The following is a 22,832-nucleotide window of genomic DNA, read 5'->3' on the forward strand; positions in this document are numbered from 1 at the left end:
ACGTCCCGGGCGCCCGGGACGCCCACGATGCCCGGGGCGGAGGCGGACGCCGGCACCGGGACCCGCCGGATCAACAGCGGCCCCGGCCGGGCGCTGATCGCGGTCTACATCCTCTTCGCGATCGCGGCCACCTCCCGGGCCGGTTACCAGATCGCCACCAGGTTCGACGAGGCGCCGGTGGCGTACCTGCTCTCCGCGCTCGCCGCCGTGATCTACATCGTCGCCACGGTCGGGCTGGCCCGCGGCGACCGGCTCGGCCGGCGCACCGCCCTGGTCTGCTGCACCGTCGAACTCGCCGGGGTGCTGAGCGTCGGTGCACTGAGCCTGCTGGACCCGGCGCTCTTCCCCGACGACACCGTCTGGTCGGACTTCGGCGGCGGCTACGGCTACGTCCCGCTGGTGCTGCCGGTGCTCGGCCTGCTCTGGCTCCGCCGCACCCGCCGCCCGGCGGCGGCGCGGTCTCAGCCGAACGCCTCGTCCCGGCAGAGCCGGATCCAGCGGTAGCCGTAGCCGGCCAGCTCCAGCGCGTCGAGTCTGCCGACGGGGGCGTACTCCTGGTCGCTCAGGACGTCGTCCGGCATGTCCGCCTCGGCGTAGAGGGACCCGAGGTCGACGGTGGCCGGCTCGGTGCCGAGGTTGTGCAGGAAGAGCATCGTGCCGCTGGCCCCGTCCGCCCGGTGCGCCAGCACGCCCGGCGGCAGCTTCTGGTCGATGTGCGTACAGGAACCGGAGCCGATCTCCGGCGCCTCGCGCAGCGTACGGACCATCCGCTCGAACCAGGCCAGCAGCGACGTGCGATCGTGGCGCTGCGCGCTGACGTTGACCCGGCGGTAGTCGTACTCGCCGCCGTCGATGACGGGCAGCACCAGCTTCTCGCTCTCCGCCGTGGAGAAGCCGGCGTTCCGCTTCGGCGACCACTGCATCGGGGTACGGATCGCCGTCCGGCCGGGCAGGGACAGGTCCTCGCCCATCCCGATCTCCTCGCCGTAGCGCAGCACCGGCGTGCCGCGCAGGGCGAACTGGAGCGAGTACGCCAGCTCGATCCGGCGCCGGTCGTTGCCGAGCATCGGCGCCAGCCGTCGCCGGATGCCCCGGTCGTAGATCCGCATGTGCTCCTCGGGACCGAACTGCCGGTACACGTCGGCCCGCTGGTCGGCGGTGAGCCGGGAGAGGTCGATCTCGTCGTGGTTGCGCAGGAAGGTGGCCCACTGCCCGCCGGGCGGCAGCGCCGGGGTGTCCCGCAGCGCCTCGATGATCGGCTCCGGGTCCTGCCTGGCGAGCGCGAGCATCAGCCGGCCGTTGAGCATGAAGTCGAAGAGCATGTGCAGCCGGTTCGCGGAGCCGCCCGAGTCGCCGAAGAACTGCGGGAGCTGTTCCGGAGGCACGTTCGCCTCGGCGAGCAGCAGCGCATCCGACCGGCGCCACTGGGCGTGCTGGCGCAGCTCGGTCAGGAACTCGAAGTCCTTGGGCGAGTTGGGGTTCCCCGGCTCGGTCATCTCGATGATGAACGGCGCCGCGTCGATCCGGAACCCGGCGACGCCGAGCCGGAGCCAGAACGACATGATCTTCTTGATCTCGGCCCGGACCTCCGGGTTGGCGTAGTTCAGGTCCGGCTGGAACCGGTAGAACCGGTGGTAGTACCAGGCCTTCGCCGTCCGGTCGTAGCTCCAGGTCTCCTTCTGCTCGCCCGGGAAGACCATCCCCTGGCGCCGGTCCGGCGGCTCCTGCTCCGACCAGACGTACCAGTTCCGGTACGGCGAGTCCGGCGACGAACGCGCGGAGACGAACCACGGGTGCTCGTCGGAGGTGTGGTTGACGACCAGGTCGATGATGACCCGAATCCCCCGGTCCGCGGCCTGGTGCAGCAGCTCGGCGAAGTCGCCGAGGGTGCCGAGCCGTGGGTCGACGCCGTAGAAGTCGGTCGCGTCGTATCCGTCGTCCCGGTGCGGTGACGGATGGATCGGGTGTAGCCACAGGCAGGTCACCCCGAGCCGGGCCAGATAGTCGAGCCGCCCGATCAGGCCGCTGATGTCGCCGACCCCGTCACCGTCCGAGTCGGCGTACGTGTCGATGTCGAGGCAGTAGACGACCGCCTCCGCGTACCACCGGTCTGTCATACCGGAAACTCTTTTCCGTCCGGCTCCCCCGGCAAACCGGTCGATGTCCCGGATCCTCCGACCGGCGGGTGTAACGGGATCGCCTCGCGGGTACGAAGATCGCTTCCCCCGACAGCCGATGAACGAGCCGACGAAGGGGTGGTTGCGCCGTGGCGCTCGCCGAGGACGTGGACCCGACGCAACTCGGTGGGCTGACCGGCTGGATAGCCGGCGTGATCGACGCGATGGGTGTGCCCGGGGTCGGGCTGCTGGTCCTGCTGGAGAACATCGTGCCGCCGATGCCGAGCGAGCTGGTGCTGGCGATGGCCGGCTACCTCTCCGGCGAGGGACGGATGAACGTCGTCATGGTGGTGCTCTCCGCCACCGCCGGCTCGGTCTTCGGCGCACTGCTGCTCTACTGGCTCGGCGCGACGCTCGGCGAGGACCGGTTGAAACGCTGGCTGGACCGGGTCCCCCTGCTGGACCTCGACGACCTGGAGCGGGCCGACCGCTGGTTCGAGCGGTACGGCTCCTGGGCGGTGCTCTTCGGCCGGATGATCCCGGTGGTCCGCAGCCTCGTCTCGATCCCGGCCGGCGCCGACCACATGCCGGTGGCTCGGTTCGTGGCACTGACCACGCTGGGCAGCGGCGTCTGGAACGCGATCTTCGTCGGCCTCGGCTACGGCGTCGGCTCCTCCTGGCAGGAGGTCGACCGGTACGCCTCCTACTTCGACTATGCCCTGCTCGTCATATTCGTGGCGATGGCCGTCCTCTGGGTGGTGAAGAAGCTGCGCCGCCGCGCGGCACGGCGCCGGCCGGTCAGCACCCGCTGACCGGCCGGCGAAGGTCCCGCCCTCAGGGCAGCGTGTTCAGGTGTGGCCGGACGGTGCGGGCGAAATTGTTGCCGTTGCTGACGTCCCAGTTGATCGACCAGGTCATCGCGCCCCGGATGCCCGGGTAGGTGCGCGGCGGGCGGAAGCTGCCGCAGTTGGCCCCCCTGGCCAGGCAGTCCAGCGCCTGGTTGACCAGGCTCGGCGCGACGACGCCCCCACCGGCCGCACCGGGCCCGGCGGGCAGCCCGAGCGCCACCTGGTCGGGCCGGAGCCCGGCCTCCAGTTGCAGGCAGGCCAGCGCCGTCATGAAGTTGACGCTCCCCTGCGAGTACGCGAAGGACTGGTCGCAGCCGAGCATCGAGCCGGAGTTGTAGAACTGGGTGTGCACGACGGTGAGGATGTCCCGGATGTCGAGCGCCAGCTTGAAGTAGGAGACCGACGGCGACTGCATGTCGATGGTCTGCGGCGCCATCGTGATGATCAGCCCTGAGCCGACCCGGCTTCGCAGCGACCGCAGCGCCTGGGCCATGTAGGTCGGGTTGAGCCCGTTCTCCAGGTCGATGTCGACGCCGTCGAAGCCGTACTGCTGGATCAGGTTGTAGACGCTGTTGCTGAAGTTGGTCGCGGAGGCGGCGTCGTTGACGGCGACCCGGCCGGTCTCGCCGCCGACCGAGATGATGACCTTCTTGCCCCGGGAGTGCAGCGTGCGGACGTCGGCGGCGAAGTCGGCGTTGGTGTAGCCGCCGACCGAGGCCGAGAGCCCGGGGTCGATGCCGAAGGTGACCGCGCCGGGCGTGCTGGTGGCCTCGGCGAAGGCGACCGCGATCACGTCGTAATCGGCGGGCACGTCCCGCAGCCGCAGCTCGACGGCGGCATTGTCGAAGTTGTGCCAGTAGCCGGTGAGGAAGTGCTTCGGCAGCCCGGAGGTGGGCGGGGTGGTCGGCGGCGGGGTCGTGGGGGGCGGGGTGGTCGGCGGGCGGGTGGTCGGCGGGGTCGTCGGGGTGCTGCCGCCGCCGCAGGCCGCGCCGTTCAGGGTGCAGTTGGTGGGGCTGCCGGAGCCGACGCCGATGAAGCCGAACGACACCGAGGCGCCCGGCGCGACAGTGCCGTTCCAGGAGCGGTTCGTGAAGGTGTGCCGCTGGCCCGAGGAGGTCAGCAGGGCGTCCCAGTAGCTACCGAGCGTGGTGCCGGCGGGCAGGTCGAAGGCGACCGACCAGCCGTTGATCGTGCTGGTTCCACCGTTGGTGATGGTGTACTTCCCCTCCCAGCCCGAGCCCCAGTCGGAGGTCTTCACGAAGGTGGCGGTCGGCCCGGCGGCGTACGCGGGCAGCGCTCCCCAGGCAACGCCGACGGCCGCCACCAGGCCGGCTACCACGGACAGGACAAGGCTTCTGCGACGTCTCATGTGGTCCTCCCGCCGCAATTATTAACAAGCTTAACTGTTTCCGCAAGGGATGTAAGGAAGGGCCCCCGCTTATCGTTTTCTGTTGTAGCGGGGGCCCTTCCTAACACGTCAGCGGCGGAACGTGAACCAGTTGAGGTTGACGAAGTCCGCCGGCTGGCCACTGCTGAAGGTGAGGTAGACGGTGCGGACGCCGGTCACCGACGACACGTTGCCGGGGATCGACTGCCAGCTCTGCCAGCCGCCCGTGTTGCCGACCGCGAAGCTGCCCAGCACCGGGCCGGTGGGACTGTCCACCCGGACCTGCACCAGACCGCTCACCCCGCCGCCGGCACCGGAGGCGACCCGGGCGACGAAGTCCCGGGGTGGCGTCGACCCGAAGTCCACCCGGTCGTAGCGCGCCCAGTCACCGTTGGCGAGCCAGGCGATGTTCTGGCCGCCCTCGCTGCACGTCTCGACCCCGACACCCTGCTGCGCGTTGAACGCCTCGCCCTGGATCGTCGAGTACGCGCTGACCGTGCCGCCCGGCGGCGGGGTGGTCGGCGGCGGGGTCGTCGGGGGGTTGGTCGGGTTGCCGCCGCCACCCCGGCTCCACACCGCCACGTAGTCGACCACCATCGGCCGGCCGGAGACGGTCGCGGAGGTCGGGGTGGTGCTGCCGGCCACGCCGTTCGGGAACGAGCCGCCCATCGCCACGTTCAGCAGCAGGAAGTAGCCGGCGTGGCTGGTCATCTGCGACCAGTACGAGCCGACCTGGGTCTGGCTGACGGTGTGGTACTGCTGGCCGTCGACGTACCAGCGCAGTTGCTGCGGGCTGACCGAGGCGTCCCACTCGAACCGGTAGGTGTGGAACGCCGACTGGCAGGTCGAGCCGGGACAGGCGCGTTGTGCACCGATGCCGTTGAACTCGTCGCACGGGCCGCCGGGCGCGACGCCGCAGTGCAGTACGCCCCAGACCGAGTTGATCCCGTTGACGTTCTCCATCACGTCGAACTCGCCGATCCCCGGCCAGTTCTGGTAGTTCCCGCGGTACGGCGCGCCGAGCGCCCAGAACGCCGGCCAGTAGCCGGCCGCCGCCGCGCCGGTCACGTTCGGCATCTGGATCCGGCCCTCGATCGCCAGTACGCCACCGGCCGGCGGCTTGAAGTTGGTGCGTACGGTCTCGATCCGGGCCGACGTCCAGCCGCCGGAGGAGGTGCGCAGCGGGGTGATCCGCAGGTTGCCGTTTCCGTCGTGGCTGACGTTGGCGGTGCTGTTGGTGTAGGTCTGGATCTCCCCGGTGCCCCAGTTCGGCGGGCCGCCGGGATAGCTGGTGCCGGTGTCGATGATCCAGTTCGCCGACGAGGGCAGGGTGTTGGCCGCGCCGGTGAAGTCGTCGCCCCAGACCAGGCTCCAGCCGCTCGCGGGCGGCGGGATGGCGGCGCGGGCGGTCACGGTCACGGTGGCGAAGACCGTGGCGAAGGCGGTGAAGGCGGCCACCAGCAGCGCGAGCCGCCGCCTGGTGACCCGGCCGGCGACGGCCGACCGGTCGATCCCGATGGTGATCATGTTGGGCCTCTCTACAGGGGACGGGGAGCCGAGAGAGCGCTCTCAGACGAGTTCTACGTGCCGGACCTCCCCGTGTCAACATCTGTCGATGCCCGACCCCGCCGCAGCACCACCTGCTCCAGCCCCGTCCAGGCCGTCGTGGTGACCAGGTAGAGCACCGCGGCCAGCGGCACGAAGAGCGCCACCAGCACGGTCCCGTACGGCAGCAGCGGCAGCACCCTGGCCACCACCGCCGCGCCGGGCAGCTCGGTGCCACCCGCCGCCGTCCCGCCGGCCGCCGCCCCGCCCGACGTAGCCCCGCCGCCCGACGCAGCCGCGCCGCCCGACGCAGCCGCGCCCGCCGCCGCTCGACGCATCCGCCGGGAGGACCACCAAGCCAGGAGTACCAGCAGGCCGAACAGGACGCCGAAGACCAACCCGGCCGACCCGGCCAGTCCGTCGCCGAGATGGTGACCGAGCGTCACCCCGAACAGCCGCTCGGCGAGCAGCCCGCCGGCATCGGCCGCCGCACCCGCATCCACCTCCCCACCCGCGCCCGCGCTCGCGCCCGCGCCCCCGCCCGCGTCCCCGCCCGCGTCCCCGCCCGTGTCCCCGCCCACGTTCGCGGACACGGGCACGGTGAAGAGCCGGTACATCAGGAGGAAGAAGGGCGCCTGGGCGAGCCCCGGCAGGAGGCTGGCCCACGGCGAGACCCCGGCCTCCCGGTGCGCCGCGACCAGTTCGGTCCGGAGCCGGACCGGCTGGTCCCGGTAGCGCCGCTGTAGCTCCCGGATCCGGGGCGCCAGCGCGGCCCTGCGCCGCTCCCCCCGGATCTGGAGCCAGCTCAGCGGCGAGATCGACAGTCGTACGACGACGGTGAAGAGCACGATCGCGGCGGCGGTGGCACCGGCGCCGGCCACCGGTTGCAACGCGCCGGCAAGCAGCGCGACGACGTGTGCGGCGGCACCGACGGCGCCGTCGAGTGGTGCGAAGGCAAGCATGGAAAACCTCTCGGCTCGATTCCGGAACGCCGGGACAGGAATCGGCTCCCGTCCGGGCGGAGGGCCCGACGCCACAACCCGCCGCTCTGCGCGCGGGGCGGGTGTACGGGCGTGGTGGTGCGAGCGGAATCGGCCGCGGGAGCGGCGGAGGGTGGAGGGTGGAGGGTGGAGCCGCCGCTAACCGGCCGAGGGGTGCGCCGAGGGTGCGCGCGGACGGGGCCGGCCGGCGGCGTCCGGATCGAGCTGGCGGGGCGTGCGGAGCCGGCGGGACCGCTGCCGGAACGTCGCGCTCTGGCGTGTCCGGTCGACGGTCGCGTCCGGGCCGGCCGGCAACCGGCCGGCGAGGGCGATCGCGACCAGGGACGCGGCGGCGAGCACCGCGGCGCCGGCCAGCGACTCGACGAGCGGGCCGGTCGGTGTGCCGAGCTGGATCAGCGCGTACGCCAGCCAGCCCAGCAGCACCGCCGCCAGCCAGCCCAGCGGCGCCGCCAGCCAGCCCGGCGCGTCCGCCCGGCCGAGCGGACGCGCCCGGCCGGGGGTGGCCCCGCGCAGTCTCCCCGACACGGGCACAGGCTAGCCAACGCGGGCAAGGACGCGCCTCCCACCGGCCGGGTCGGGTCGTTCCCGGACGCCGGCACCCGCTCCCGGACGCCGGCACCCGCTCCCGGACGCCGGCACCCGCTCCCGGACGCCGGCACCCGTTCCCGGGCAGCGGGCACCGGCCCGGGGTCCGAGCTTCACCTGCACGGAGCGTGCGTACCCGAACGGGTAACAGCCCGACCGAAATCTGCACCGCTGGCACGATTGGGGGGCAGGCGTTTCCGGCCATCCGAACAGTGGGTAATCAGCCCGGCATGGCGCCGAGCGTGGCGTGGATTCGAGAAGAACAGGCGGTGAGGGTGATGGTCAGCGGACTGGCCGCGCCGACGAGACCGGTTGTCCCGGATGCCGGGCTGGATCAGCTCACGGTCGGTGTGGAAGAGGAGTTCCTGCTCGTCGACCCGGTGACCGGTGCGGCGACCCCTGCCGTGGAGGCGGTGTTCGCCGAGGTGGCGGACGAGCTGCGCGGGCAGGTGCAGCACGAGTTCCAGACGAGCCAGATCGAGATCGGCACCCCGCCCGGCCTGGAACTGAGCGCGCTCCGGCACTCGCTCGGGCTGCTGCGGACCGGACTGGCCGACGCGGCCGAGGCGGCCGGCGTACGGCTGGTGGCGGCCGGCACCGGCCCGGTCGACGGCCCGGTGCCGCCGGTGGTGGACAATCCCCGGTTCCACCGCATGATCGAGCGGTTCGGGCTGCTGGTGCCGTCGCCGGGCGTCAACGGCATGCACGTACACGTCGGGGTGCCGGACCCGGAGATCGCGGTGCAGGTGCTCAACCACCTCCGCCCGACGCTGCCGATTCTGCACGCCGCCACCGCGAACTCGCCGTTCTACGCCGGCCGGGACACCGGGTACGCGAGCTGGCGCTCCGTGCTCTGGGAGCGCTGGCCCTCGGTGGCCCCGACCCCCTGGCTGGAGTCGCACGCACACTACGAGGGGCTGGTCGACGAGCTGGTCGGCACCGGCATGATGCTCGACGAGGGCATGCTCTACTGGTACGCCCGGCTCTCCTCGAAGTATCCGACGGTCGAGATCCGGATCGGCGACGTCTGCCCCGGCCTGGACGACACGATCCTGATCGCGGCACTGGTCCGGGCCCTGGTCGACACCGCACTTGCCGACATCGCGGCCGGGCGGCCGGCGCCCCGGGTGCCGCACCACATGCTGGTGGCGGCGCACTGGCGGGCCGCGCACGACGGCCTGGAGGGCATGGCCGTGGACCTGGCCGGTGGCGGGCTCCGGCCCGCCTGGCACCTGATGCGCCGGCTCTTCACCCGGCTCCGCCCCTCCCTCGAACGCCACGGCGACCTGCCACTGGTCACCGCGATGCTGAGCCGGTTGCAGGCGCACGGCACCGGCGCCGCCCGGCAACGGGCCGCGTACGCCAAACGGCACGAGATCTCCGACGTGCTCGACGACCTGGTTCGGCGTACCCGGGGCACCGCCGGCCATGGCTGACAAGCTGGTGGTGATCGGCGGCGACGCGGCCGGGATGTCCGCCGCGTCGCAGGCCCGGCAGCGCCGGGACGCCGCCGACCTGGAGATCGTGGCGTTCGAGCGGGGAAACTTCACGTCGTACTCGGCGTGCGGCATCCCGTACTGGGTCGGTGGGCTCGTCGACGACGTCGACCAACTGGTCATCCGGGATCCGGCCACGTTCCGGGAGAAGTTCTCCATCGACGTCCGGCTCCGGCACGAGGTGGTCGGGGTCGACCTGAAGCGGCGGGAGGTGCTGGCCCGGGACCATGCGCACGGCGGGCGGGAGGTGCGGGAGGGCTTCGACCAGCTCGTCTACGCGGCCGGGGCGGTGCCGATCACCCCGGCCTGGGCCCGCACGGACGCCGCCGGCATCTTCGGCGTGCAGACCCTCGACGACGGCGCCGCCCTGCTCGACTGGCTGGAGCGCGAGCCGGCGCCGCGCCGGGCGGTGGTCATCGGCGGCGGCTACATCGGCGTCGAGATGGCCGAGGCGCTGATCCAACGCGGGCTCTCGGTGACCCTGGTGGAACGGAGCCAGGAGCCGATGTCCACCGTGGACCCGGACATGGGCGCGCTGGTCCGGCAGGCGCTCTGCGGTCTCGGCCTGGACGTGCGCAGCGGGATCACCGTCACCGGGCTGGAGACCCGGGACGGCCGGGTCACCGCCGTGGTCACCGAGAAGGGGACCCTCCCGGCCGACGTGGTGGTGCTGGGTCTCGGGGTACGCCCCAACACCGCGCTCGCCGCCGAGGCGGGACTGCCGCTCGGCCCCACCGGCGCGATCCGGGTGGACCTGCGGATGCGGGTGGTGGACGTGCCGGGGGTCTGGGCGGCGGGCGACTGCGTCGAGTCGGTACACCGGATCTCCGGGCAGCCGGTCTTCGTGCCGCTCGGCACCCACGCCAACAAGCAGGGCCGGGTCGCCGGGATCAACATCGGCGGCGGGTACGCCACCTTCGCCGGGGTGGTCGGCACCGCCGTGACCCGGGTCTGCGACCTGGAGGTGGGCCGGACCGGCCTGCGCGAGGTCGAGGCGACGGCCGCCGGTTTCGAGTTCGTCAGCGTACGGGTGGAGTCGACGAACCGGGCCGGCTACTTCCCCGGCGCCAAGCCGATGACGGTGAAGCTGATCGCCGAGCGGCGCAGCGGGCGGCTGCTCGGCGCCCAGATCGTCGGCCGGTCGGAGGCGGCGAAGCGGATCGACGTGCTGGCAGTGGCGCTGTGGAACAAGATGACCGTGGACGAGATGGCCGGCCTCGACCTCGGCTACGCCCCACCGTACGCCCCGGTCTGGGACCCGGTGCTGGTCGCGGCCCGCAAGGCGGTCGACGCGATCCGCTGAGTCGGTGGCCGTGGCGGCGCCGGGCCCGAACATGCGTCAGGTCGCGACCCCTTCGAGACCGTCGCTTCGCAGGCCCACGCAGTCCAGGGCCCAGAAGACGTCGGAGTACACGAAGGTGCCCGTCATCCATTCCTCGTAGGAGGACAGTTTGGCGACCTGGAAGGCGCCGGGCGGGTAGCGCAGTGTGGGCGGCCGAAAGCCCGACGTCGTGGCGTCGGTGAAGCCGCGCTTACCGTAGTAGTGCGGTGAACCCTCCAGGAACACCAGCGGGATACCCCGACCGTCGGCTTCCGCGAGGGCGTGTGCCACCAGTCGAGTGCCGATTCCCTGGCGCTGGAACTCCGGCAGAACGCCCAGGGGCGACAGCGACAGCACGTCCACGAGCCGGGGCAGCGCGTCCAACCGGCAGGCGCTGAGCATCACATGGCCGACCACCCGCTCAGCGACGACAGCGACCAGCGACAACGGCGCCGGGAATGTCCGAGCGGCGCGCAGCGCATCGACGAGCGCGGGGACGCGTCCGCCGTCGCCGAACGCCTGCGTGTGAACGTCCCGCACGGCCTCGTGATCGCTGGCCTGTTCGTGCCGGACCACCAGCTCGACACCTCTGCCCTGAAGGCCGTCCCTCGACCGCACGGCGCCAGGCTAGCCCCGCCACGATCAGCACGCGACTCGATTGACGCCGGACGCGGGCGGCTGCTCGGCACCCAGATCGTCGGCCGGTCGCAGGCGGCGGAGCGGATCGACGGGCTGCTGTTTCTGTCTCGCGTGGCGGACCGGACACCCCACAGTTCTGGGATGGTCGCCGGGCGGAATGTGTAACTAGGCTGGCCGCCGTCAATGTCGAGACACCTTTTGTCTCCCGCCGTCCTGGTGGAAGCGGGTCCGGCCGCGGCCGGTGGCCCGAAACCTCCGCCGACCAAGCCGACGGAGCAGCCGGCCGGTCCCTGCCCGCTCGGCAGGGCGCCGCGCAAGATGGAGATCAGTGAGTTCAAGGAGTTCGTCGCCAGGCACGAGAGCCCACACGGACTCGCCGGAGATCCGCACGTCTACGTCGACACGAAGGGGCACCCGACGGTCGGCATCGGCTTCAATCTCGACCGGGCCGACGCCCGGACGCGCCTCACCGCCGTGGGCGCCGACTACGACGACGTGCGGGCCGGCCGGGTGGACCTGACACAGGTCCAGATCACCATCCTGTTCGAGCAGACCATCGCGGAGGCGACCAGCGACGCGTACTCCCTCTTTCCGAACTTCGACCAGCTGTCGACGGCCCGGCAGGCCGTCCTCATCGATATGATCTTCAACCTCGGGCGGGCCGGTGTGGCCCAGTTCCAGAACATGCTGGCCGCCCTCAACCGGTGGGACTACGAGACGGCAGCATCCGAGATGGAGAAATCGGCCTGGAAACAGCAGACGGGCACCCGCGCCACCCAGGACATCACCCTGATGCGCCGAGGGCTGATGTGCGATCCGCTGCCGCCGGGAACCATTCCGGTGATCCCCCCGGTGTCGTCTGACATCCCCGGGTACACCCACCCCGGCGGGACCGGGTATCCGAGCGGCGTGACCACCTTCCAACCATGGGGCGGCGACGGCGACGGCACCGGCGACGGCGGTACCGGCGCGATGCGCTGCAACTTCACGAAGATCGACGTCTTCTACGACAACCACTGGATCACGGTGCTCGACATCTATTGCTGACTGCCGACGGGCAGGACGGGCCACGCGGTGACGATGCCGCACGGATCGGCGGTAACGTTGCCGCGTGGTCGTCCGCCGCCAGGTCCACGGGAAGCAGATCCACCAGCGGGTGGTGATGGCGCTCACCGACATCACCACAGCCCGTCCCACCTCGACCGACCTGTTCGGGCAGTGCACCGAACTGCTCCGCGACGCGCTCGGGTTCGACGCGGCCTGCTGGCATCTGAACGACCACGTGACGGGTCTCATCACCACCATCCACCCCGACGGGCTGGACCCGCGCGGGTTCGCCCAGGCGGCGCACCTCGAGTTCGGTTGTGACGACGTGGCGACGTTCGCCAAGATCCGAGGTAGCGGCCAGTCGGCGGACGCCCTGAGCCACGCTACCCAGGGCCACGTCGCCCAGAGCATCCGCTACCGAGAACAGCTCCAGCCCGCCGGGTTCGGCGACGAGCTGCGGGCGAACTTCGACGCCCAGGGTGGACGCTGGGGATGCGCGGCGTTCATGCGGGCGGCCGACCGGGGTCCCTACACACCACACGAACTCCGGATCGCCCGTCAGATAGCCCGGCAACTCGGCGCCGCCCTGCGTGGCCTGCACAGCCCTGCTCCCGGCCCCGACCCGGACGCCGAGCGGTTCCCGGCGGCGGCCGTGCTCGGCCCGCGCAACGAGCTCCTGGCCGCCGACCCGTCGGCAGAGGCACTCATCGCCGAGCTGAACGCGGACCAGCCCGAACTCGACGTGCCCGCCTCCTTTCTCGTCGTCGCCGGGCGGGCGCGACGGATGGAGGTGGCCCGCGCCAGGGTGCGCAGTGAACGCGGCACCTGGCTCGTCGTGCACGCGTCTCTGCTCGACGGCCGGCGCGACGGCCGGCGCGACGGCCGGATATGCGTGGTCGCCACCGTCGCGGCGCCGGCGGAGGTCGTCCCCATCGCACTCATCGGTTACGGCCTGACGCCCCGGGAACAGGAGGTGGCCCTGCACGTGGTCCGCGGCCGGAGCACCAGCGACATCGCCCGCATCCTCTCGCTGACCAACCTGACGGTCCAGGACCACCTGAAGGCCATCTTCGCCAAGACCTCCGTGCGCAGCCGCCGCCAACTGGTCGCACAGCTGTTCGCCGCCACCCCACCCGAAACGGTGTGAAGCGGCCAATGCGTCAGCACGAAACGCTCGTCGGATGATCACTTCAGCCGAACGGCGCGAGGTCATCCGCCGGGTAACCGGCCTCCTACCCGGTCCCCGCGACGACCTCTGCACACGTGTGGGGATCGATGGGCCGGACGGATCCGGGAAGAGCACGTTCGCAGACGAACTCGCCGCCGAACTTCGCGCGTCCGGCCGCCCCGTCGTCCGAATCTCCCTCGACAGCTTCCACAATCCTCGCGCGGTCCGATATCAGCGGGGACGGGAATCGCCGGAAGGATTCTGGCGGCACGCCTTCGACTATCCGAGATTCCGCGCCGACGTCCTCGATCCCTTCGGCCCCGGCGGAACCCGGCTTTACCGGAAGGCCGCGCTCGACCTCGCCACCGACACCCCGCTGGACCCGGAACCGCTCGTGGCGCCGCCCGCCGCCGTACTCGTCGTCGACGGGCTCTTCCTACACCGCGACGAGCTGGTCACGGCCTGGGACCTGACGGTCTTCCTGGACGTGCCCTTCGCTGAGACAGCACGACGCATGGCGGCGCGCGACGGGACACCGCCCGACCCGGAGCACCCCGGCGTTCGTCGCTACACAGATGCCCAACGCATCTACTTCGACGTGTGCCATCCACAGCATCGGGCCGATGTCCACATCGACAATCGGGACCTCGGCGCACCACGCATCATGCGCCCATGAGGAGGGGCCCGGGAGGGCGAAATCACCGACTACCTCGGCTACGACCGGCACGACCCGGGCGGCGACGGCAGCGGGAACTCCCGCAACGGCATCCGCACCGAGACCGCTGACCACCGGGACTTCCTCGGGCTGTGGGCCGGTGAGATCCGCACGATCGCGGGCCACACCAGACGCGATCGAGAGCGTCAACGCCCGCATCCGCAAGGCGGGCCGCGCCCGTGGCCACTTCCCGAACGAACAGGCCGCCCTCAAATGCGTATACCTGGCGGTGATGTCCCTGGACCCCACCGGGACCGGACGCAAGTAGCTATTTCACCTCAGTTACACCAAAAACTTGACAGACCCCCGATGGAGTGGACGGCTCAGGACTGATCCGTCTCGCTCATCGCGCACCCTCCAGATTATGGATCATGGTCTGGAGGTTGGCGATCGTTTGTTCGTACTGCCGCTCGTCGAGGCCGGCGGCGGTGAGCTCGCGTAGGGCCTGAACATCGGTCGCCAGGCTTCGGAGAAGGCCGCGTCCGGCGTCGGTGAGGGTGAAGGCGTCGCCGTCGTGGTGAACGAGTCCCTGCTGCATCAGCGGATCGATGTGCTGCTGGACGGACTCACCGGCCGCCCGGTCGAGGAACGGCGCCAACGTATCGTCGAGTGCCGCCGAGGAGTGGCCGCCGTCGACGAGGGCGTTCAGGAGCTGCCATTGGCGGCGGGTGACGCCACGCTTGCCGAGAGTATGTTCGAACCGTTCCTCGATCAGGCGGTCGAGCTTGCGCAGGGCGTAGCCGATCGGGGGTTGGCGACGCCCACCATCAGTTGTATTCATGCAACCGATGCAACAGGAACGTCAATTAAGTTGTCAAGTTACAACTGTTGTAGCCTGGTCGACATGACGGCGGAGGAGCGCGGACCAGATGAGGTCATCGCCATGGCCCTCGTCCGGATCCGACGGGATCACCAGGCACGCCGCCTCCAGCGTCGGGCCGCGCAGGGCGATCCCGCCGCGGCATCTGCCACGAACGCCGCCCGCTATCGCTACCTCGATGCCCTCGACGGCCGCCGTACGGCCTTGTCGATCTCGGAAGTCGCCGATGCGATCGGGGTGGACCGGCCGCGCGCCAGCCGGCTGACCACAGAGTTGATCATTGAGGGGTACATCGAGCGGGAGCCGGCGCCGGGCGACTCGCGGTACGTCCTGATCCGCCTCACCGCACTGGGCAAAGAGTTCGTCGCCAGCATCCATGAGCGGCGTCGACGAGGCGTGGCAGAGGCTCTCGCCGAGTTCACCGCAGAGGAATCGCGCACGCTCGCCGAGCTCTTGGAGCGCTTCGTCGACGCCTGGCCACGGAACCCATCGGTTACCTGACTCTCCCGGCCGCACCGCCCGCCCGCAGAACAGACTCCTGCCGGCCGCAGCACGGGCCAACTACGAACATCCGATCGCGCAAGGCGCAACTGCCCGGCCGCGGAGATGACCACAGCTGGATCAGCGCCGAACGTAGGCAGTTCACGGCCACGGTGCCTGCTCGATCTCATCGCCAAGGTGTTCCGTCACCGGGTAAGTCGTGGATACCCGGCGATCGTCAGCGTGTACTCAGGTAGTCGCGATCCGCTCGTCATCGAAGTCGATGTGGACGGCGGGCGCTGCTCCCCGGTGTCGGTCGCACCAAGGCGCGTACATGTGGTTGAGCGTCATGTGGGTTGGCGGTGGTGTGTCGGGAGGAGCAGCCATCGGGCGAAGCAGCTCTGGTCGTCAATTTCGGTGTACCACCTGACTCTGAGCGTGTATCCGTTGCCGCAAGCTGGCAGGAGCAGTCCCGTGTCCGGCTCCCGTGACGGAGGTCCATGATCAGCCGGCGACGGGCCTGGCTGAGGCGGCGACAGCGGCATCGCGTGCTCGCCTACTCCGTCGAGGGCGGCGCTGAAGATTGCGAGGTCGCCGCTGGGGATGCTGAGGGCGTCACCGACATCATCGCTGGTTGATGGATGGTTCAGCGCCGATTCGAGGGCTCTGCGATAGTCAGGGCCCGAGGCCTGGACTATCGCCAAGGCGCCCTCCGCAGACTCGAACACCTCCATCCAGCTGTCGTCACGCACGACCCCGTCAGCCCCGACAAGGAGAGCGGTGGAGCCGGCGACGGCGATGCTGGTCTCCTCGGGGGTCATGCCGACAATCCGGTCGTACTCATCGTTGCTCATGCCGCGCCAAGAATGGCGAACGGCGGCGTCGACGGCGAGGTACGGTTCGCCGTTCGTCCAGAGCCGCCCGATGTGGGTCCAAGACGTATGCACGGTGACAGTATCCATACGGCCGTCGCCACGGCTGGCCGGCGCCCAACGGCTCACTCTCATAGCCGCGATGCGCTCGTCACTACCGCTGGCGCCCATGCCGATGAGCTGATCCTCGGCCGTCACGTTTCGGCTCTGGGATCACAGTGCTCGCGTGGCGCTGGCCAGAACCGTGGTCACGACATTGCGGACGGCGGCAGGCTCGGGCGGGCTGTCGTTCCGTTCGGTGAACAGCAGGTGCGCGGCGCCGATCAGGGTGGGCGCGAGCGTGTCGACGTCGGCGTCGGGCGCGATCCGGCCCTGGTCGCGCTCGGCCCTCAGGTAGCCGGCGATCATGGCCGCTCCCTCGCCGACGAGCGGGAACCGGGCAGTGCCGGCCATGCGCAGCCGCGCGCGTAGCTCGTCACGGGCGATCACGAGGACCACGATCGCCACCATGACCGGCTCGAAGAGTGTCATCAGGGCACGGGTCAGGTTGTCGGCGACACCGCCGGTCCCGGCCAAGTCCCGCAGGGCGGCAGCCTGAGCCTCGATTCCCGCGATGCGGTCCAGCACCAGTTCGGTGAGAAAGGCGTCGAAGTCGGCGAAGTGGCGATGCAGGACCCCCTTGGCGACGTCCGCCTCCGCGGTGACCGCCCGACTGGTCAGGCCGGTGACGCCGTCCCGGACCAGCACCCGCACGGCGGCGTCGAAGAGTTGTCGGCGTGGGTCTCGCAGCGCTACACCGGTCGGCAACGGCATCCTCTCCTCGACTCCATTGCCCGAATGGGCGAGCGCCCACTAGAGTGGGCACATGGTCACTATACCGCCCTCTCCCACACCGGAACCGCACCTGCACCGTCGGATGGCGGAGTCGTTCGGGATCGATCCGGAACGGTACGACCGGAACCGGCCGCCGTACCCCGACGCCATGATCACGCGGATCACGACCGCCAGTCCCGGCGCGGACGTGCTCGACGTCGGCTGCGGCACCGGCATCGAAGCCCGTCAGTTCCTGGCCGCCGGCTGCACGGTGCTCGGCGTCGAGCCCGACCCACGGATGGCCGACTTCGCGCGGGAAACCGGCCTTGAGGTCGAGGTCGCGACCTTCGAGGCGTGGGATCCGGCCGGCCGCATCTTCGACGCGGTCGTCTCCGGCACGGCCTGGCACTGGGTCGACCCGGTCGCCGGGGCGGCGAAAGCGGCGCGGATCCTGCGGCCGGGCGGTGTACTGGCACCATTTGGGCACGTGTACCAGCTGCCGCCCACCGTGGCGGAGGCCCTCGCCACGGCGTTCCGGCGCGTGGCACCCGACTCACCGATCAACCTCGACGGCCGGTCGGGGAGCTCGATCCTGGACTCGTACCAGGCGCTGTACGCCAGGGCCGCCGACGGGATCCGCGAGGCGGGCGGGTTCGGCGAACCCGAGCTGTGGCGGTACGACTGGAAACGCTCGTACACCCGCGACGAGTTCCTGGCCCTGGTGCCGACCTCGGGCGGCCTCACCAGCATGCCGCCGGACCGGGTGGCGGAGGTGCTGGCGGCCGTGGGCGCGGCGGTCGACCAGCTCGGAGGTGGCGTCACGCTGCCGTACGCCACCTGGGGCCTCACCGCTGTTCGGACGGACTTCCAGCCCTGACAAAGACAGGGAGACCGACGGACCGAGAGGCGCGACGGTCGCCACTCGTACCGTTCCGGTGGGACCACCGGCGTGGACACGGCACTAGGCTGTGTCGCCATGGAACTCGTACCCTCGGACGACGCGGACCGGCTCCGGGTCTCCGACCGCGAGCGTGAGCAGGTCGTCGAGCTGCTCGGCACGGCGGCGGCCGAGGGACGGCTGACCCTCGACGAGTACGCCGACCGGGCGGCCGCCGCGTACGCCGCCACGACCCGGGGCGAGTTGGCCCGGCTCACCGACGACCTGCCGACCGACCCGACCCCCGCCCCGCTGCCGGCGCGCCGGTCCGGTGCGACCGGGCTGGAGCCGGCCCCGGAGCGCCTGGTCGCCATCTTCGGCAACGAGTCCCGCAAGGGGCGCTGGCCGGTGCCGGCCCGGCTGGAGGCGCAGGCGGTCTTCGGCGACTGCCACATCGAGTTGCAGGACGCCCAGCTCTCGCAGCCGGTGATCTCGATCGACGCGACCGCGATCTTCGGATCGGTGACGATCTTCGTGCCGGAGGGCGTGGAGGTACGGCTCACCGGCACGGCGATCTTCGGCAGCAAGGAGTCCAAGCTCCGGGGCAGTGCCCCGTCCGGCGCGCCGGTGCTGGAGGTCCGCTCCCGGGTCGTCTTCGGCTCGGTCACCGTGCGCCCACCACACCAGCGCTGACGCCGGACCCGGCACCGGGCCGACCGGCCGTATTTCCCGGATCGGCAAGCTACGCCATCCGGGTCAGGTGCAGCGCGACCCAGAGCGCGACCACCCCGGCGACGATGCCGGTGGGCGCGGTGAGCGCGCCGAGCCGCAGGAAGGTGCCGGTCTCCGGCGGCTCGCGGCGCAGGTGCAGGATGCGCCGCCAGAGCAGCGTGGCCAGCGAGCCGACATAGTAGAGGTTGGGGCCGACGTTGACCCCGATCAGCACGGCCAGCACCAGGCCGGGCGAGTGCGTGACCGCCGGCAGCAGCACGAGGGTGGCCGGCAGGTTGTTCACCAGGTTGGCCAGGATGGCGGCGAGCGCCGCGACCGCCAGCAGCCCCAGCAGGTCGGCCCGGTCCGGGGCGAGCCGGCCGGCGAGGTCGTCGAGGCCCTGCCGGCGCACCGCGAGCACCACGACCCCGAGCGCGAGGACGAAGAGGCAGAAGAGCGGCTGCGTCTCGGCGGCGATCCGGCCGGTGGCCCGCAGCCGGCCGGCCGGCGGGGTGCGGACGACCAGCGGTACGGCCAGCAGCAGCGCCCCGGCACCGGCAACCCAGCCCGGGTGTACGTGCAGCGGCTCGGCCGCGACGAACCCGCCGAGCGTCGCCGCGAGTACACCGAGAGCGTACCGGGGCGGCGGCACCTCGACGGCCGATCCCGGCCCTGCCGGGGCGGCCAGGTCGGCGCCGAAGAACCACCGGAAGACCAGGTACTCGACGGCGATCACCGCCAGCCAGGGCAGCGCCATCGTGGCGGCGAACCCGGCGAAGGTCAGACCGCTGGCGGCGAAGGCCAGCAGGTTGGTGAGGTTCGAGACCGGCAGCAGCAGGGACGCCGAGTTGGCCAGGTGAGCGCAGGCGTAGACGTGTGGCCGGGCGCGTACCCCCGTGGCGGTGGCGGTGGCGAGCACGACCGGGGTGAGTAGCACCACGGTGGCGTCCAGGCTGAGCACCGCCGTCACCGTCGCGGCGATGCCGAACACCACCGCGAGCAGCCTGCTGGCCGGGTGTCGCCCGCTGCCGCCCCGGGCGAACCGGGCCGCGACCGCACCGGCGTAGGCGAAGACCTGCCAGGCGTCGGCGAGGTGTGCCAGCACGAGGATCGCGGCGAGGAACCCGACCGTCGGCGCCAGCGTCGCCAGCTCTGCCCCTGCCGCCGACCATGGCACGAGGCCGGCGGCGAGCACCAGGAGGGCCGCCGGTATCGCGGCGACGGCCTCCGGCAGCCGGCGCGGGCGTAGTACGGCGAATCCGAGTACCGCCGCCAGCAGCGTCGCGGCGGTGATGGTCGGCATCAGCCGGCAGCGTAGGGCGCCGCGCGGTGCGCCGCACTGCGGGCGATCCGGGGTGTGGTCCGGGCAACCTCCACCGACCGGGCCTTGACATCGGACCGCACTGGTTGGATGGTTAGCTACATGAGTAATGAACCCACGAAGCGCGGCGCGGCCGGCCCGGTGCCCCGGGCGCGGCGGTCGGCGGACGGGTCCGGCTGATGGACGACGGGCGGCCGATCTTCCTCCAGATCGCCGAGATGATCGAAAACTCGATCATCGACGGCACGCTCGTCGAGGAGGGGCAGGTGCCCTCCACCAACGAGCTGGCGGCGTTCCACCGGATCAATCCGGCGACCGCGGGCAAGGGCGTCAACCAACTGGTCGACGACGGGATTCTCTACAAGAAGCGAGGTATCGGCATGTTCGTCGCCACCGGCGCCCGCGCGAAACTGCGGGACCGCCGCCGCGAGGAGTTCGCCCGGCAGTACCTGCAACCGCTGCTCGCCGAGGCGCACAAACTCGGCATCGACGTCGACGAGCTCAAGCACATGATCGACCGGTGGGAGGAGGAACGATGAGCACGGTGGTGACCGCCGCGCACCTCGCGAAGCGGTTCCGGGACGTCACCGCCCTGGACGACATCGGCTTCGCCCTGGAACAGGACAAGATCCACGGTCTGCTCGGTCGGAACGGGGCCGGCAAGACCACGCTGATGCAGATCATGACCGGTCAGCTCCTCCCCAGCTCGGGCGAGCTGACCGTCTTCGGAAGGCCGCCGTACGAGAACGAGACCGTCATGTCCCGGGTCTGCTTCATCAAGGAGAGCCAGACCTATCCGCAGTACTTCAAGGTGCGGCACGCCCTGACCTCGGCCCGGCTGCTCTTCCCCGGCTGGGACGAGGACTTCGCGCGGACCCTGCTCGCGGACTTCCGACTGCCGCTCAACCGGCACGTCCGCAAGCTCTCCCGAGGCATGCACTCCATGCTCGGCATCATCATCGGACTCGCCTCCCGCGCCCCACTGACCCTCTTCGACGAGCCGTACCTCGGTCTCGACGCCGTCGCCCGGCACCTCTTCTACGACCACCTGCTCACCGACTACGCCGAGCATCCCCGCACCATCGTGCTCTCCACCCACCTCATCGACGAGGTCGGCGAGCTGCTCGAAAACGTGCTCCTGCTCGACCAGGGGCGGATGCTGCTGGACACCACCGCCGAGGCGCTGCGCGGCCAGGTGGTCACCGTCGCCGGGCCGGCCGACCCGGTCGGCGAGTTCGCGGCCGGCACCGAGGAACTGCACCGCGAGACCCTCGGCCGCTACACCCGGGTGACCCTGCGCGGCACCTTCGGCCCCGCCGACCACGCCCGCGCGAAGACGCTCGGACTCGACCTGGAGCCGGTCTCGCTCCAGGAGATCGTCGTACGGCTCACCACCGCAGGGCAAAGGTCCGGCGACGCGCCCTCCGCCTCCCGGAAGGAGACCCCCCGATGAACCGCGTGCTGACCGTCACCCGGGTGCAGCTCGTCGGCTGGCAGAACACCGTGGGCTGGCCCTGGCTGCTGCTCACGATGGTCTTCGCCGTCAACTACGTCGTCTTCTGGACCATCGGCGACACGGAGGGCAACTACACCACCGGCGCGCTCGTCTCGATCTACATCGTCGTCTTCGTCACCAGCATCAACTGGATCACTCAGCTCCTGCCGTTCAGCATGGCGCTGAGCGTGATCCGGCGGACCTTCTATCTGGCCTCCGCCCTGCTGCTGGTCGTGCAGTCCGTCGTCTTCGGCATCCTGCTCTTCCTCTGCCAACTCGTCGAGGAAGCCACCGGCGGCTGGGGCATCCACCTACAGTTCTTCGGCCTGAACTTCGTCGACGACCTGCACCCGCTGCTCCGGATCGCGTTCTACACGATGCCGTTCGTCCTGCTCGGCTTCCTCGGCATCTTCGTCGCGGTCTTCTACAAGCGGTTCGGGCTCACCGGGATGTGGCTGCTCACCACCGCCACCCTGCTCGGGCTGGCCGGGCTCGCCGTGCTCCTCACCTGGCAGGAACTCTGGCCCGCCATCGGGCGCTGGCTGGTCGACCAGCCGCAGGTGGCCTGGTTCGTCGGCTGGCCGGCGCTCTTCACCGCGCTCTTCGGCGGGGCGGGGTATCTGACGCTGCGGCGGGTCACGCCCTGACGGACGCGAAAGGAAGGGCCCCCGCTTATCGCTTTCTGTTGTAGCGGGGGCCCTTCCTAACTCCTAACTCCTAACTCCTAACTCCTGCTCAGCGCCGACGGCGGGGCGCCGGCTGGCAGCGGGGGCACCAGTAGACATTGCGGCCCACCAGGTCGGCCCGGAGGATCTCGGTGCCGCAGACGTGGCACGGCAGGGCGGCGCGGCGGTAGACGTACACCTCGCCGCCGTGCCGGTCGATCCGGGGCGGCCGGCCCATCGCCTCGGGCAGGTGGTGCGGGTGCACGGTGTCGATCCGCCCCGTGCCGACGGCGACGCCCATCAACTCCACCAGGTCCGCCCAGATCCGGCGCCAGCCCACCGGGACGAGGTCCCGACCGGGGGTGGTGGGCGGGAGGCCGGCCCGGAACAGTGCCTCGGTGACGAAGATCAGACCGGTGCCGGCGACGATCGACTGGTCGAGCAGGAGCGCGAAGAGCGGGGTGGGGCTGCGCCGGATCCGGGCGTACGCCGCGTCCGGGTCGGCGTCGGCGCGCAGCGGGTCGGCCCCGAGCCGGGCCCGCAGCGCGTCGATCTCGGGCGGCGACAGCAGCTCGCAGGCGGTCGGGCCGCGCAGGTCGAGCCAGTGCAGGTCGGTGCAGAGCCGCAACCGGACCTGGCCGACCGGCGCCGGCGGCTCACCGTCCCCGTCCGCGAACTTCCCGTAGAGCCCCAGGTGTACGTGCAGCACCTGCCCACCCTCGTAGTGGTGCAGCAGGTGCTTGCCGTACGCCTCGGTCTGCGCGAGTACGGCGCCGGAGAGCAGCGCGGCCCCCTCGGCGAACCGCCCCTGCGGGCTGCTGGCCTGCACCTTCTCGCCGCCGAACAGCTCCCGGTGCCGGGCGGCCAGCCGGTGCACCGTGTGACCCTCGGGCATGGTCGTCAAGCATA

The 22,832-nt window shown here is 71.0% G+C and carries 24 protein-coding genes and 1 pseudogene; 14 read left to right on the forward strand and 11 right to left on the reverse strand.

Annotated elements, in window-relative coordinates; translation table 11 throughout:
- Nucleotides 1-27: 27 nt before the first annotated feature.
- Nucleotides 28-504, forward strand: coding sequence for a hypothetical protein (locus ACN28C_RS33940; RefSeq protein ID WP_422771544.1), 477 nt, complete (start codon nucleotides 28-30; stop codon nucleotides 502-504).
- Here ACN28C_RS33940 and ACN28C_RS33945 read toward each other — a convergent pair.
- A complete protein-coding gene (locus ACN28C_RS33945) occupies nucleotides 462-2,117 on the reverse strand; it encodes an alpha-amylase family protein (protein WP_422771545.1) in 1,656 nt (551 codons plus the stop codon). The genes ACN28C_RS33940 and ACN28C_RS33945 overlap by 43 nt on opposite strands.
- A gap of 149 nt (nucleotides 2,118-2,266) precedes the next feature.
- Here ACN28C_RS33945 and ACN28C_RS33950 point away from each other — a divergent pair, with 149 nt between their 5' ends.
- The gene (locus ACN28C_RS33950) at nucleotides 2,267-2,929 is read left to right on the forward strand and encodes a DedA family protein (RefSeq protein WP_422771546.1); all 663 of its coding nucleotides are present in this window, start codon (nucleotides 2,267-2,269) and stop codon (nucleotides 2,927-2,929) included.
- A gap of 22 nt (nucleotides 2,930-2,951) precedes the next feature.
- Here the strand turns inward: ACN28C_RS33950 and ACN28C_RS33955 are convergent, their stop codons facing one another.
- The 4 genes from ACN28C_RS33955 to ACN28C_RS33970 form a co-directional block, all read right to left on the reverse strand.
- The gene (locus tag ACN28C_RS33955; RefSeq protein ID WP_422771547.1) at nucleotides 2,952-4,334 is read right to left on the reverse strand and encodes a chitinase; all 1,383 of its coding nucleotides are present in this window, start codon (nucleotides 4,332-4,334) and stop codon (nucleotides 2,952-2,954) included.
- Nucleotides 4,335-4,442: 108 nt separating this feature from the next.
- Nucleotides 4,443-5,879: a carbohydrate-binding protein gene (locus ACN28C_RS33960; RefSeq protein ID WP_422771548.1), complete on the reverse strand. Its 1,437-nt coding sequence runs from the start codon at nucleotides 5,877-5,879 to the stop codon at nucleotides 4,443-4,445.
- Nucleotides 5,880-5,932: 53 nt separating this feature from the next.
- Nucleotides 5,933-6,859 (reverse strand): membrane protein insertase YidC, encoded by a 927-nt coding sequence (gene yidC / locus ACN28C_RS33965; protein WP_422771549.1) that lies wholly within the window; start codon nucleotides 6,857-6,859, stop codon nucleotides 5,933-5,935.
- Between the two features lie 177 nt (nucleotides 6,860-7,036).
- Nucleotides 7,037-7,423 carry a DUF6412 domain-containing protein gene (locus ACN28C_RS33970; protein WP_422771550.1) on the reverse strand — a complete coding sequence of 129 codons (387 nt, stop codon included), beginning with the start codon at nucleotides 7,421-7,423 and terminating at the stop codon, nucleotides 7,037-7,039.
- 338 nt (nucleotides 7,424-7,761) lie between these two features.
- On the opposite strand from ACN28C_RS33970, the gene ACN28C_RS33975 reads away from it, so the two are divergent.
- Together ACN28C_RS33975 and ACN28C_RS33980 are read left to right on the forward strand one after the other, a co-directional pair.
- On the forward strand, nucleotides 7,762-8,919 hold the full coding sequence (locus ACN28C_RS33975) for a carboxylate-amine ligase (RefSeq protein ID WP_422771551.1): 1,158 nt from the start codon (nucleotides 7,762-7,764) through the stop codon (nucleotides 8,917-8,919).
- The gene (locus ACN28C_RS33980; protein WP_422771552.1) at nucleotides 8,912-10,282 is read left to right on the forward strand and encodes an FAD-dependent oxidoreductase; all 1,371 of its coding nucleotides are present in this window, start codon (nucleotides 8,912-8,914) and stop codon (nucleotides 10,280-10,282) included. The genes ACN28C_RS33975 and ACN28C_RS33980 overlap by 8 nt, the downstream gene beginning before the upstream one ends.
- 36 nt (nucleotides 10,283-10,318) lie before the next feature.
- Here the strand turns inward: ACN28C_RS33980 and ACN28C_RS33985 are convergent, their stop codons facing one another.
- Nucleotides 10,319-10,876, reverse strand: coding sequence for a GNAT family N-acetyltransferase (locus tag ACN28C_RS33985; protein WP_422771553.1), 558 nt, complete (start codon nucleotides 10,874-10,876; stop codon nucleotides 10,319-10,321).
- A gap of 381 nt (nucleotides 10,877-11,257) precedes the next feature.
- On the opposite strand from ACN28C_RS33985, the gene ACN28C_RS33990 reads away from it, so the two are divergent.
- From ACN28C_RS33990 to ACN28C_RS34005, 4 genes and pseudogenes are all read left to right on the forward strand, one after another.
- A complete protein-coding gene (locus tag ACN28C_RS33990) occupies nucleotides 11,258-11,986 on the forward strand; it encodes a glycoside hydrolase family protein (protein WP_422771554.1) in 729 nt (242 codons plus the stop codon).
- Between the two features lie 64 nt (nucleotides 11,987-12,050).
- On the forward strand, nucleotides 12,051-13,133 hold the full coding sequence (locus ACN28C_RS33995) for a response regulator transcription factor (protein ID WP_422771555.1): 1,083 nt from the start codon (nucleotides 12,051-12,053) through the stop codon (nucleotides 13,131-13,133).
- A 34-nt stretch (nucleotides 13,134-13,167) separates the two neighbouring features.
- Nucleotides 13,168-13,830: a uridine kinase gene (locus tag ACN28C_RS34000; RefSeq protein ID WP_422771556.1), complete on the forward strand. Its 663-nt coding sequence runs from the start codon at nucleotides 13,168-13,170 to the stop codon at nucleotides 13,828-13,830.
- A 160-nt stretch (nucleotides 13,831-13,990) separates the two neighbouring features.
- A pseudogene (locus ACN28C_RS34005) lies at nucleotides 13,991-14,131 on the forward strand (transposase); the annotation flags it as partial.
- An 81-nt stretch (nucleotides 14,132-14,212) separates the two neighbouring features.
- Here the strand turns inward: ACN28C_RS34005 and ACN28C_RS34010 are convergent.
- On the reverse strand, nucleotides 14,213-14,650 hold the full coding sequence (locus tag ACN28C_RS34010; protein ID WP_422771557.1) for a MarR family winged helix-turn-helix transcriptional regulator: 438 nt from the start codon (nucleotides 14,648-14,650) through the stop codon (nucleotides 14,213-14,215).
- Between the two features lie 63 nt (nucleotides 14,651-14,713).
- On the opposite strand from ACN28C_RS34010, the gene ACN28C_RS34015 reads away from it, so the two are divergent.
- The gene (locus tag ACN28C_RS34015; protein ID WP_422771558.1) at nucleotides 14,714-15,190 is read left to right on the forward strand and encodes a MarR family winged helix-turn-helix transcriptional regulator; all 477 of its coding nucleotides are present in this window, start codon (nucleotides 14,714-14,716) and stop codon (nucleotides 15,188-15,190) included.
- Nucleotides 15,191-15,516: 326 nt separating this feature from the next.
- Here the strand turns inward: ACN28C_RS34015 and ACN28C_RS34020 are convergent, their stop codons facing one another.
- A complete protein-coding gene (locus ACN28C_RS34020; protein ID WP_422771559.1) occupies nucleotides 15,517-16,239 on the reverse strand; it encodes a hypothetical protein in 723 nt (240 codons plus the stop codon).
- Nucleotides 16,240-16,254: 15 nt separating this feature from the next.
- On the reverse strand, nucleotides 16,255-16,794 hold the full coding sequence (locus ACN28C_RS34025; RefSeq protein WP_422771560.1) for a TetR/AcrR family transcriptional regulator: 540 nt from the start codon (nucleotides 16,792-16,794) through the stop codon (nucleotides 16,255-16,257).
- A gap of 112 nt (nucleotides 16,795-16,906) precedes the next feature.
- Here ACN28C_RS34025 and ACN28C_RS34030 point away from each other — a divergent pair, with 112 nt between their 5' ends.
- Both ACN28C_RS34030 and ACN28C_RS34035 read left to right on the forward strand, forming a co-directional pair.
- Nucleotides 16,907-17,731, forward strand: coding sequence for a methyltransferase domain-containing protein (locus tag ACN28C_RS34030; RefSeq protein WP_422771561.1), 825 nt, complete (start codon nucleotides 16,907-16,909; stop codon nucleotides 17,729-17,731).
- Nucleotides 17,732-17,830: 99 nt separating this feature from the next.
- On the forward strand, nucleotides 17,831-18,424 hold the full coding sequence (locus ACN28C_RS34035) for a DUF1707 SHOCT-like domain-containing protein (protein WP_422771562.1): 594 nt from the start codon (nucleotides 17,831-17,833) through the stop codon (nucleotides 18,422-18,424).
- A 49-nt stretch (nucleotides 18,425-18,473) separates the two neighbouring features.
- On the opposite strand, the gene ACN28C_RS34040 is transcribed toward ACN28C_RS34035, so the two are convergent.
- A complete protein-coding gene (locus ACN28C_RS34040) occupies nucleotides 18,474-19,745 on the reverse strand; it encodes an ArsB/NhaD family transporter (protein WP_422771563.1) in 1,272 nt (423 codons plus the stop codon).
- A 197-nt stretch (nucleotides 19,746-19,942) separates the two neighbouring features.
- On the opposite strand from ACN28C_RS34040, the gene ACN28C_RS34045 reads away from it, so the two are divergent.
- From ACN28C_RS34045 to ACN28C_RS34055, 3 genes are read left to right on the forward strand one after another with little or no spacing between them, the layout of a single operon-like run.
- Nucleotides 19,943-20,302, forward strand: coding sequence for a GntR family transcriptional regulator (locus ACN28C_RS34045; RefSeq protein WP_422771564.1), 360 nt, complete (start codon nucleotides 19,943-19,945; stop codon nucleotides 20,300-20,302).
- On the forward strand, nucleotides 20,299-21,216 hold the full coding sequence (locus ACN28C_RS34050; protein ID WP_422771565.1) for an ABC transporter ATP-binding protein: 918 nt from the start codon (nucleotides 20,299-20,301) through the stop codon (nucleotides 21,214-21,216). The genes ACN28C_RS34045 and ACN28C_RS34050 overlap by 4 nt, the downstream gene beginning before the upstream one ends.
- Nucleotides 21,213-21,905 carry an ABC transporter permease gene (locus tag ACN28C_RS34055; RefSeq protein ID WP_422771566.1) on the forward strand — a complete coding sequence of 231 codons (693 nt, stop codon included), beginning with the start codon at nucleotides 21,213-21,215 and terminating at the stop codon, nucleotides 21,903-21,905. The genes ACN28C_RS34050 and ACN28C_RS34055 overlap by 4 nt, the downstream gene beginning before the upstream one ends.
- Nucleotides 21,906-21,993: 88 nt before the next feature.
- Here the strand turns inward: ACN28C_RS34055 and ACN28C_RS34060 are convergent, their stop codons facing one another.
- Nucleotides 21,994-22,818: an Fpg/Nei family DNA glycosylase gene (locus ACN28C_RS34060; RefSeq protein ID WP_422771567.1), complete on the reverse strand. Its 825-nt coding sequence runs from the start codon at nucleotides 22,816-22,818 to the stop codon at nucleotides 21,994-21,996.
- Nucleotides 22,819-22,832: the final 14 nt, after the last annotated feature.

Source organism: Plantactinospora sp. WMMC1484, from assembly GCF_049315195.1.
Classification (GTDB): domain Bacteria; phylum Actinomycetota; class Actinomycetes; order Mycobacteriales; family Micromonosporaceae; genus Plantactinospora.

Excerpts from the sequence above, each read along its gene's own strand:
- ACN28C_RS34015 (WP_422771558.1), top strand. The coding sequence starts at position 14,714 with ATGACGGCGGAGGAGCGCGGACCAGATGAGGTCATCGCCATGGCCCTC.
- ACN28C_RS33945 (WP_422771545.1), bottom strand. The coding sequence starts at position 2,117 with ATGACAGACCGGTGGTACGCGGAGGCGGTCGTCTACTGCCTCGACATC.
- ACN28C_RS34010 (WP_422771557.1), bottom strand. The coding sequence starts at position 14,650 with ATGAATACAACTGATGGTGGGCGTCGCCAACCCCCGATCGGCTACGCC.
- ACN28C_RS33975 (WP_422771551.1), top strand. The coding sequence starts at position 7,762 with ATGGTCAGCGGACTGGCCGCGCCGACGAGACCGGTTGTCCCGGATGCC.
- ACN28C_RS34040 (WP_422771563.1), bottom strand. The coding sequence starts at position 19,745 with ATGCCGACCATCACCGCCGCGACGCTGCTGGCGGCGGTACTCGGATTC.
- ACN28C_RS34045 (WP_422771564.1), top strand. The coding sequence starts at position 19,943 with ATGGACGACGGGCGGCCGATCTTCCTCCAGATCGCCGAGATGATCGAA.
- ACN28C_RS33960 (WP_422771548.1), bottom strand. The coding sequence starts at position 5,879 with ATGATCACCATCGGGATCGACCGGTCGGCCGTCGCCGGCCGGGTCACC.
- ACN28C_RS34000 (WP_422771556.1), top strand. The coding sequence starts at position 13,168 with ATGATCACTTCAGCCGAACGGCGCGAGGTCATCCGCCGGGTAACCGGC.
- ACN28C_RS33940 (WP_422771544.1), top strand. The coding sequence starts at position 28 with ATGCCCGGGGCGGAGGCGGACGCCGGCACCGGGACCCGCCGGATCAAC.
- yidC (WP_422771549.1), bottom strand. The coding sequence starts at position 6,859 with ATGCTTGCCTTCGCACCACTCGACGGCGCCGTCGGTGCCGCCGCACAC.
- ACN28C_RS34060 (WP_422771567.1), bottom strand. The coding sequence starts at position 22,818 with ATGCCCGAGGGTCACACGGTGCACCGGCTGGCCGCCCGGCACCGGGAG.
- ACN28C_RS34055 (WP_422771566.1), top strand. The coding sequence starts at position 21,213 with ATGAACCGCGTGCTGACCGTCACCCGGGTGCAGCTCGTCGGCTGGCAG.
- ACN28C_RS34030 (WP_422771561.1), top strand. The coding sequence starts at position 16,907 with ATGGTCACTATACCGCCCTCTCCCACACCGGAACCGCACCTGCACCGT.
- ACN28C_RS33980 (WP_422771552.1), top strand. The coding sequence starts at position 8,912 with ATGGCTGACAAGCTGGTGGTGATCGGCGGCGACGCGGCCGGGATGTCC.
- ACN28C_RS34050 (WP_422771565.1), top strand. The coding sequence starts at position 20,299 with ATGAGCACGGTGGTGACCGCCGCGCACCTCGCGAAGCGGTTCCGGGAC.
- ACN28C_RS34035 (WP_422771562.1), top strand. The coding sequence starts at position 17,831 with ATGGAACTCGTACCCTCGGACGACGCGGACCGGCTCCGGGTCTCCGAC.
- ACN28C_RS33990 (WP_422771554.1), top strand. The coding sequence starts at position 11,258 with ATGGAGATCAGTGAGTTCAAGGAGTTCGTCGCCAGGCACGAGAGCCCA.
- ACN28C_RS33955 (WP_422771547.1), bottom strand. The coding sequence starts at position 4,334 with ATGAGACGTCGCAGAAGCCTTGTCCTGTCCGTGGTAGCCGGCCTGGTG.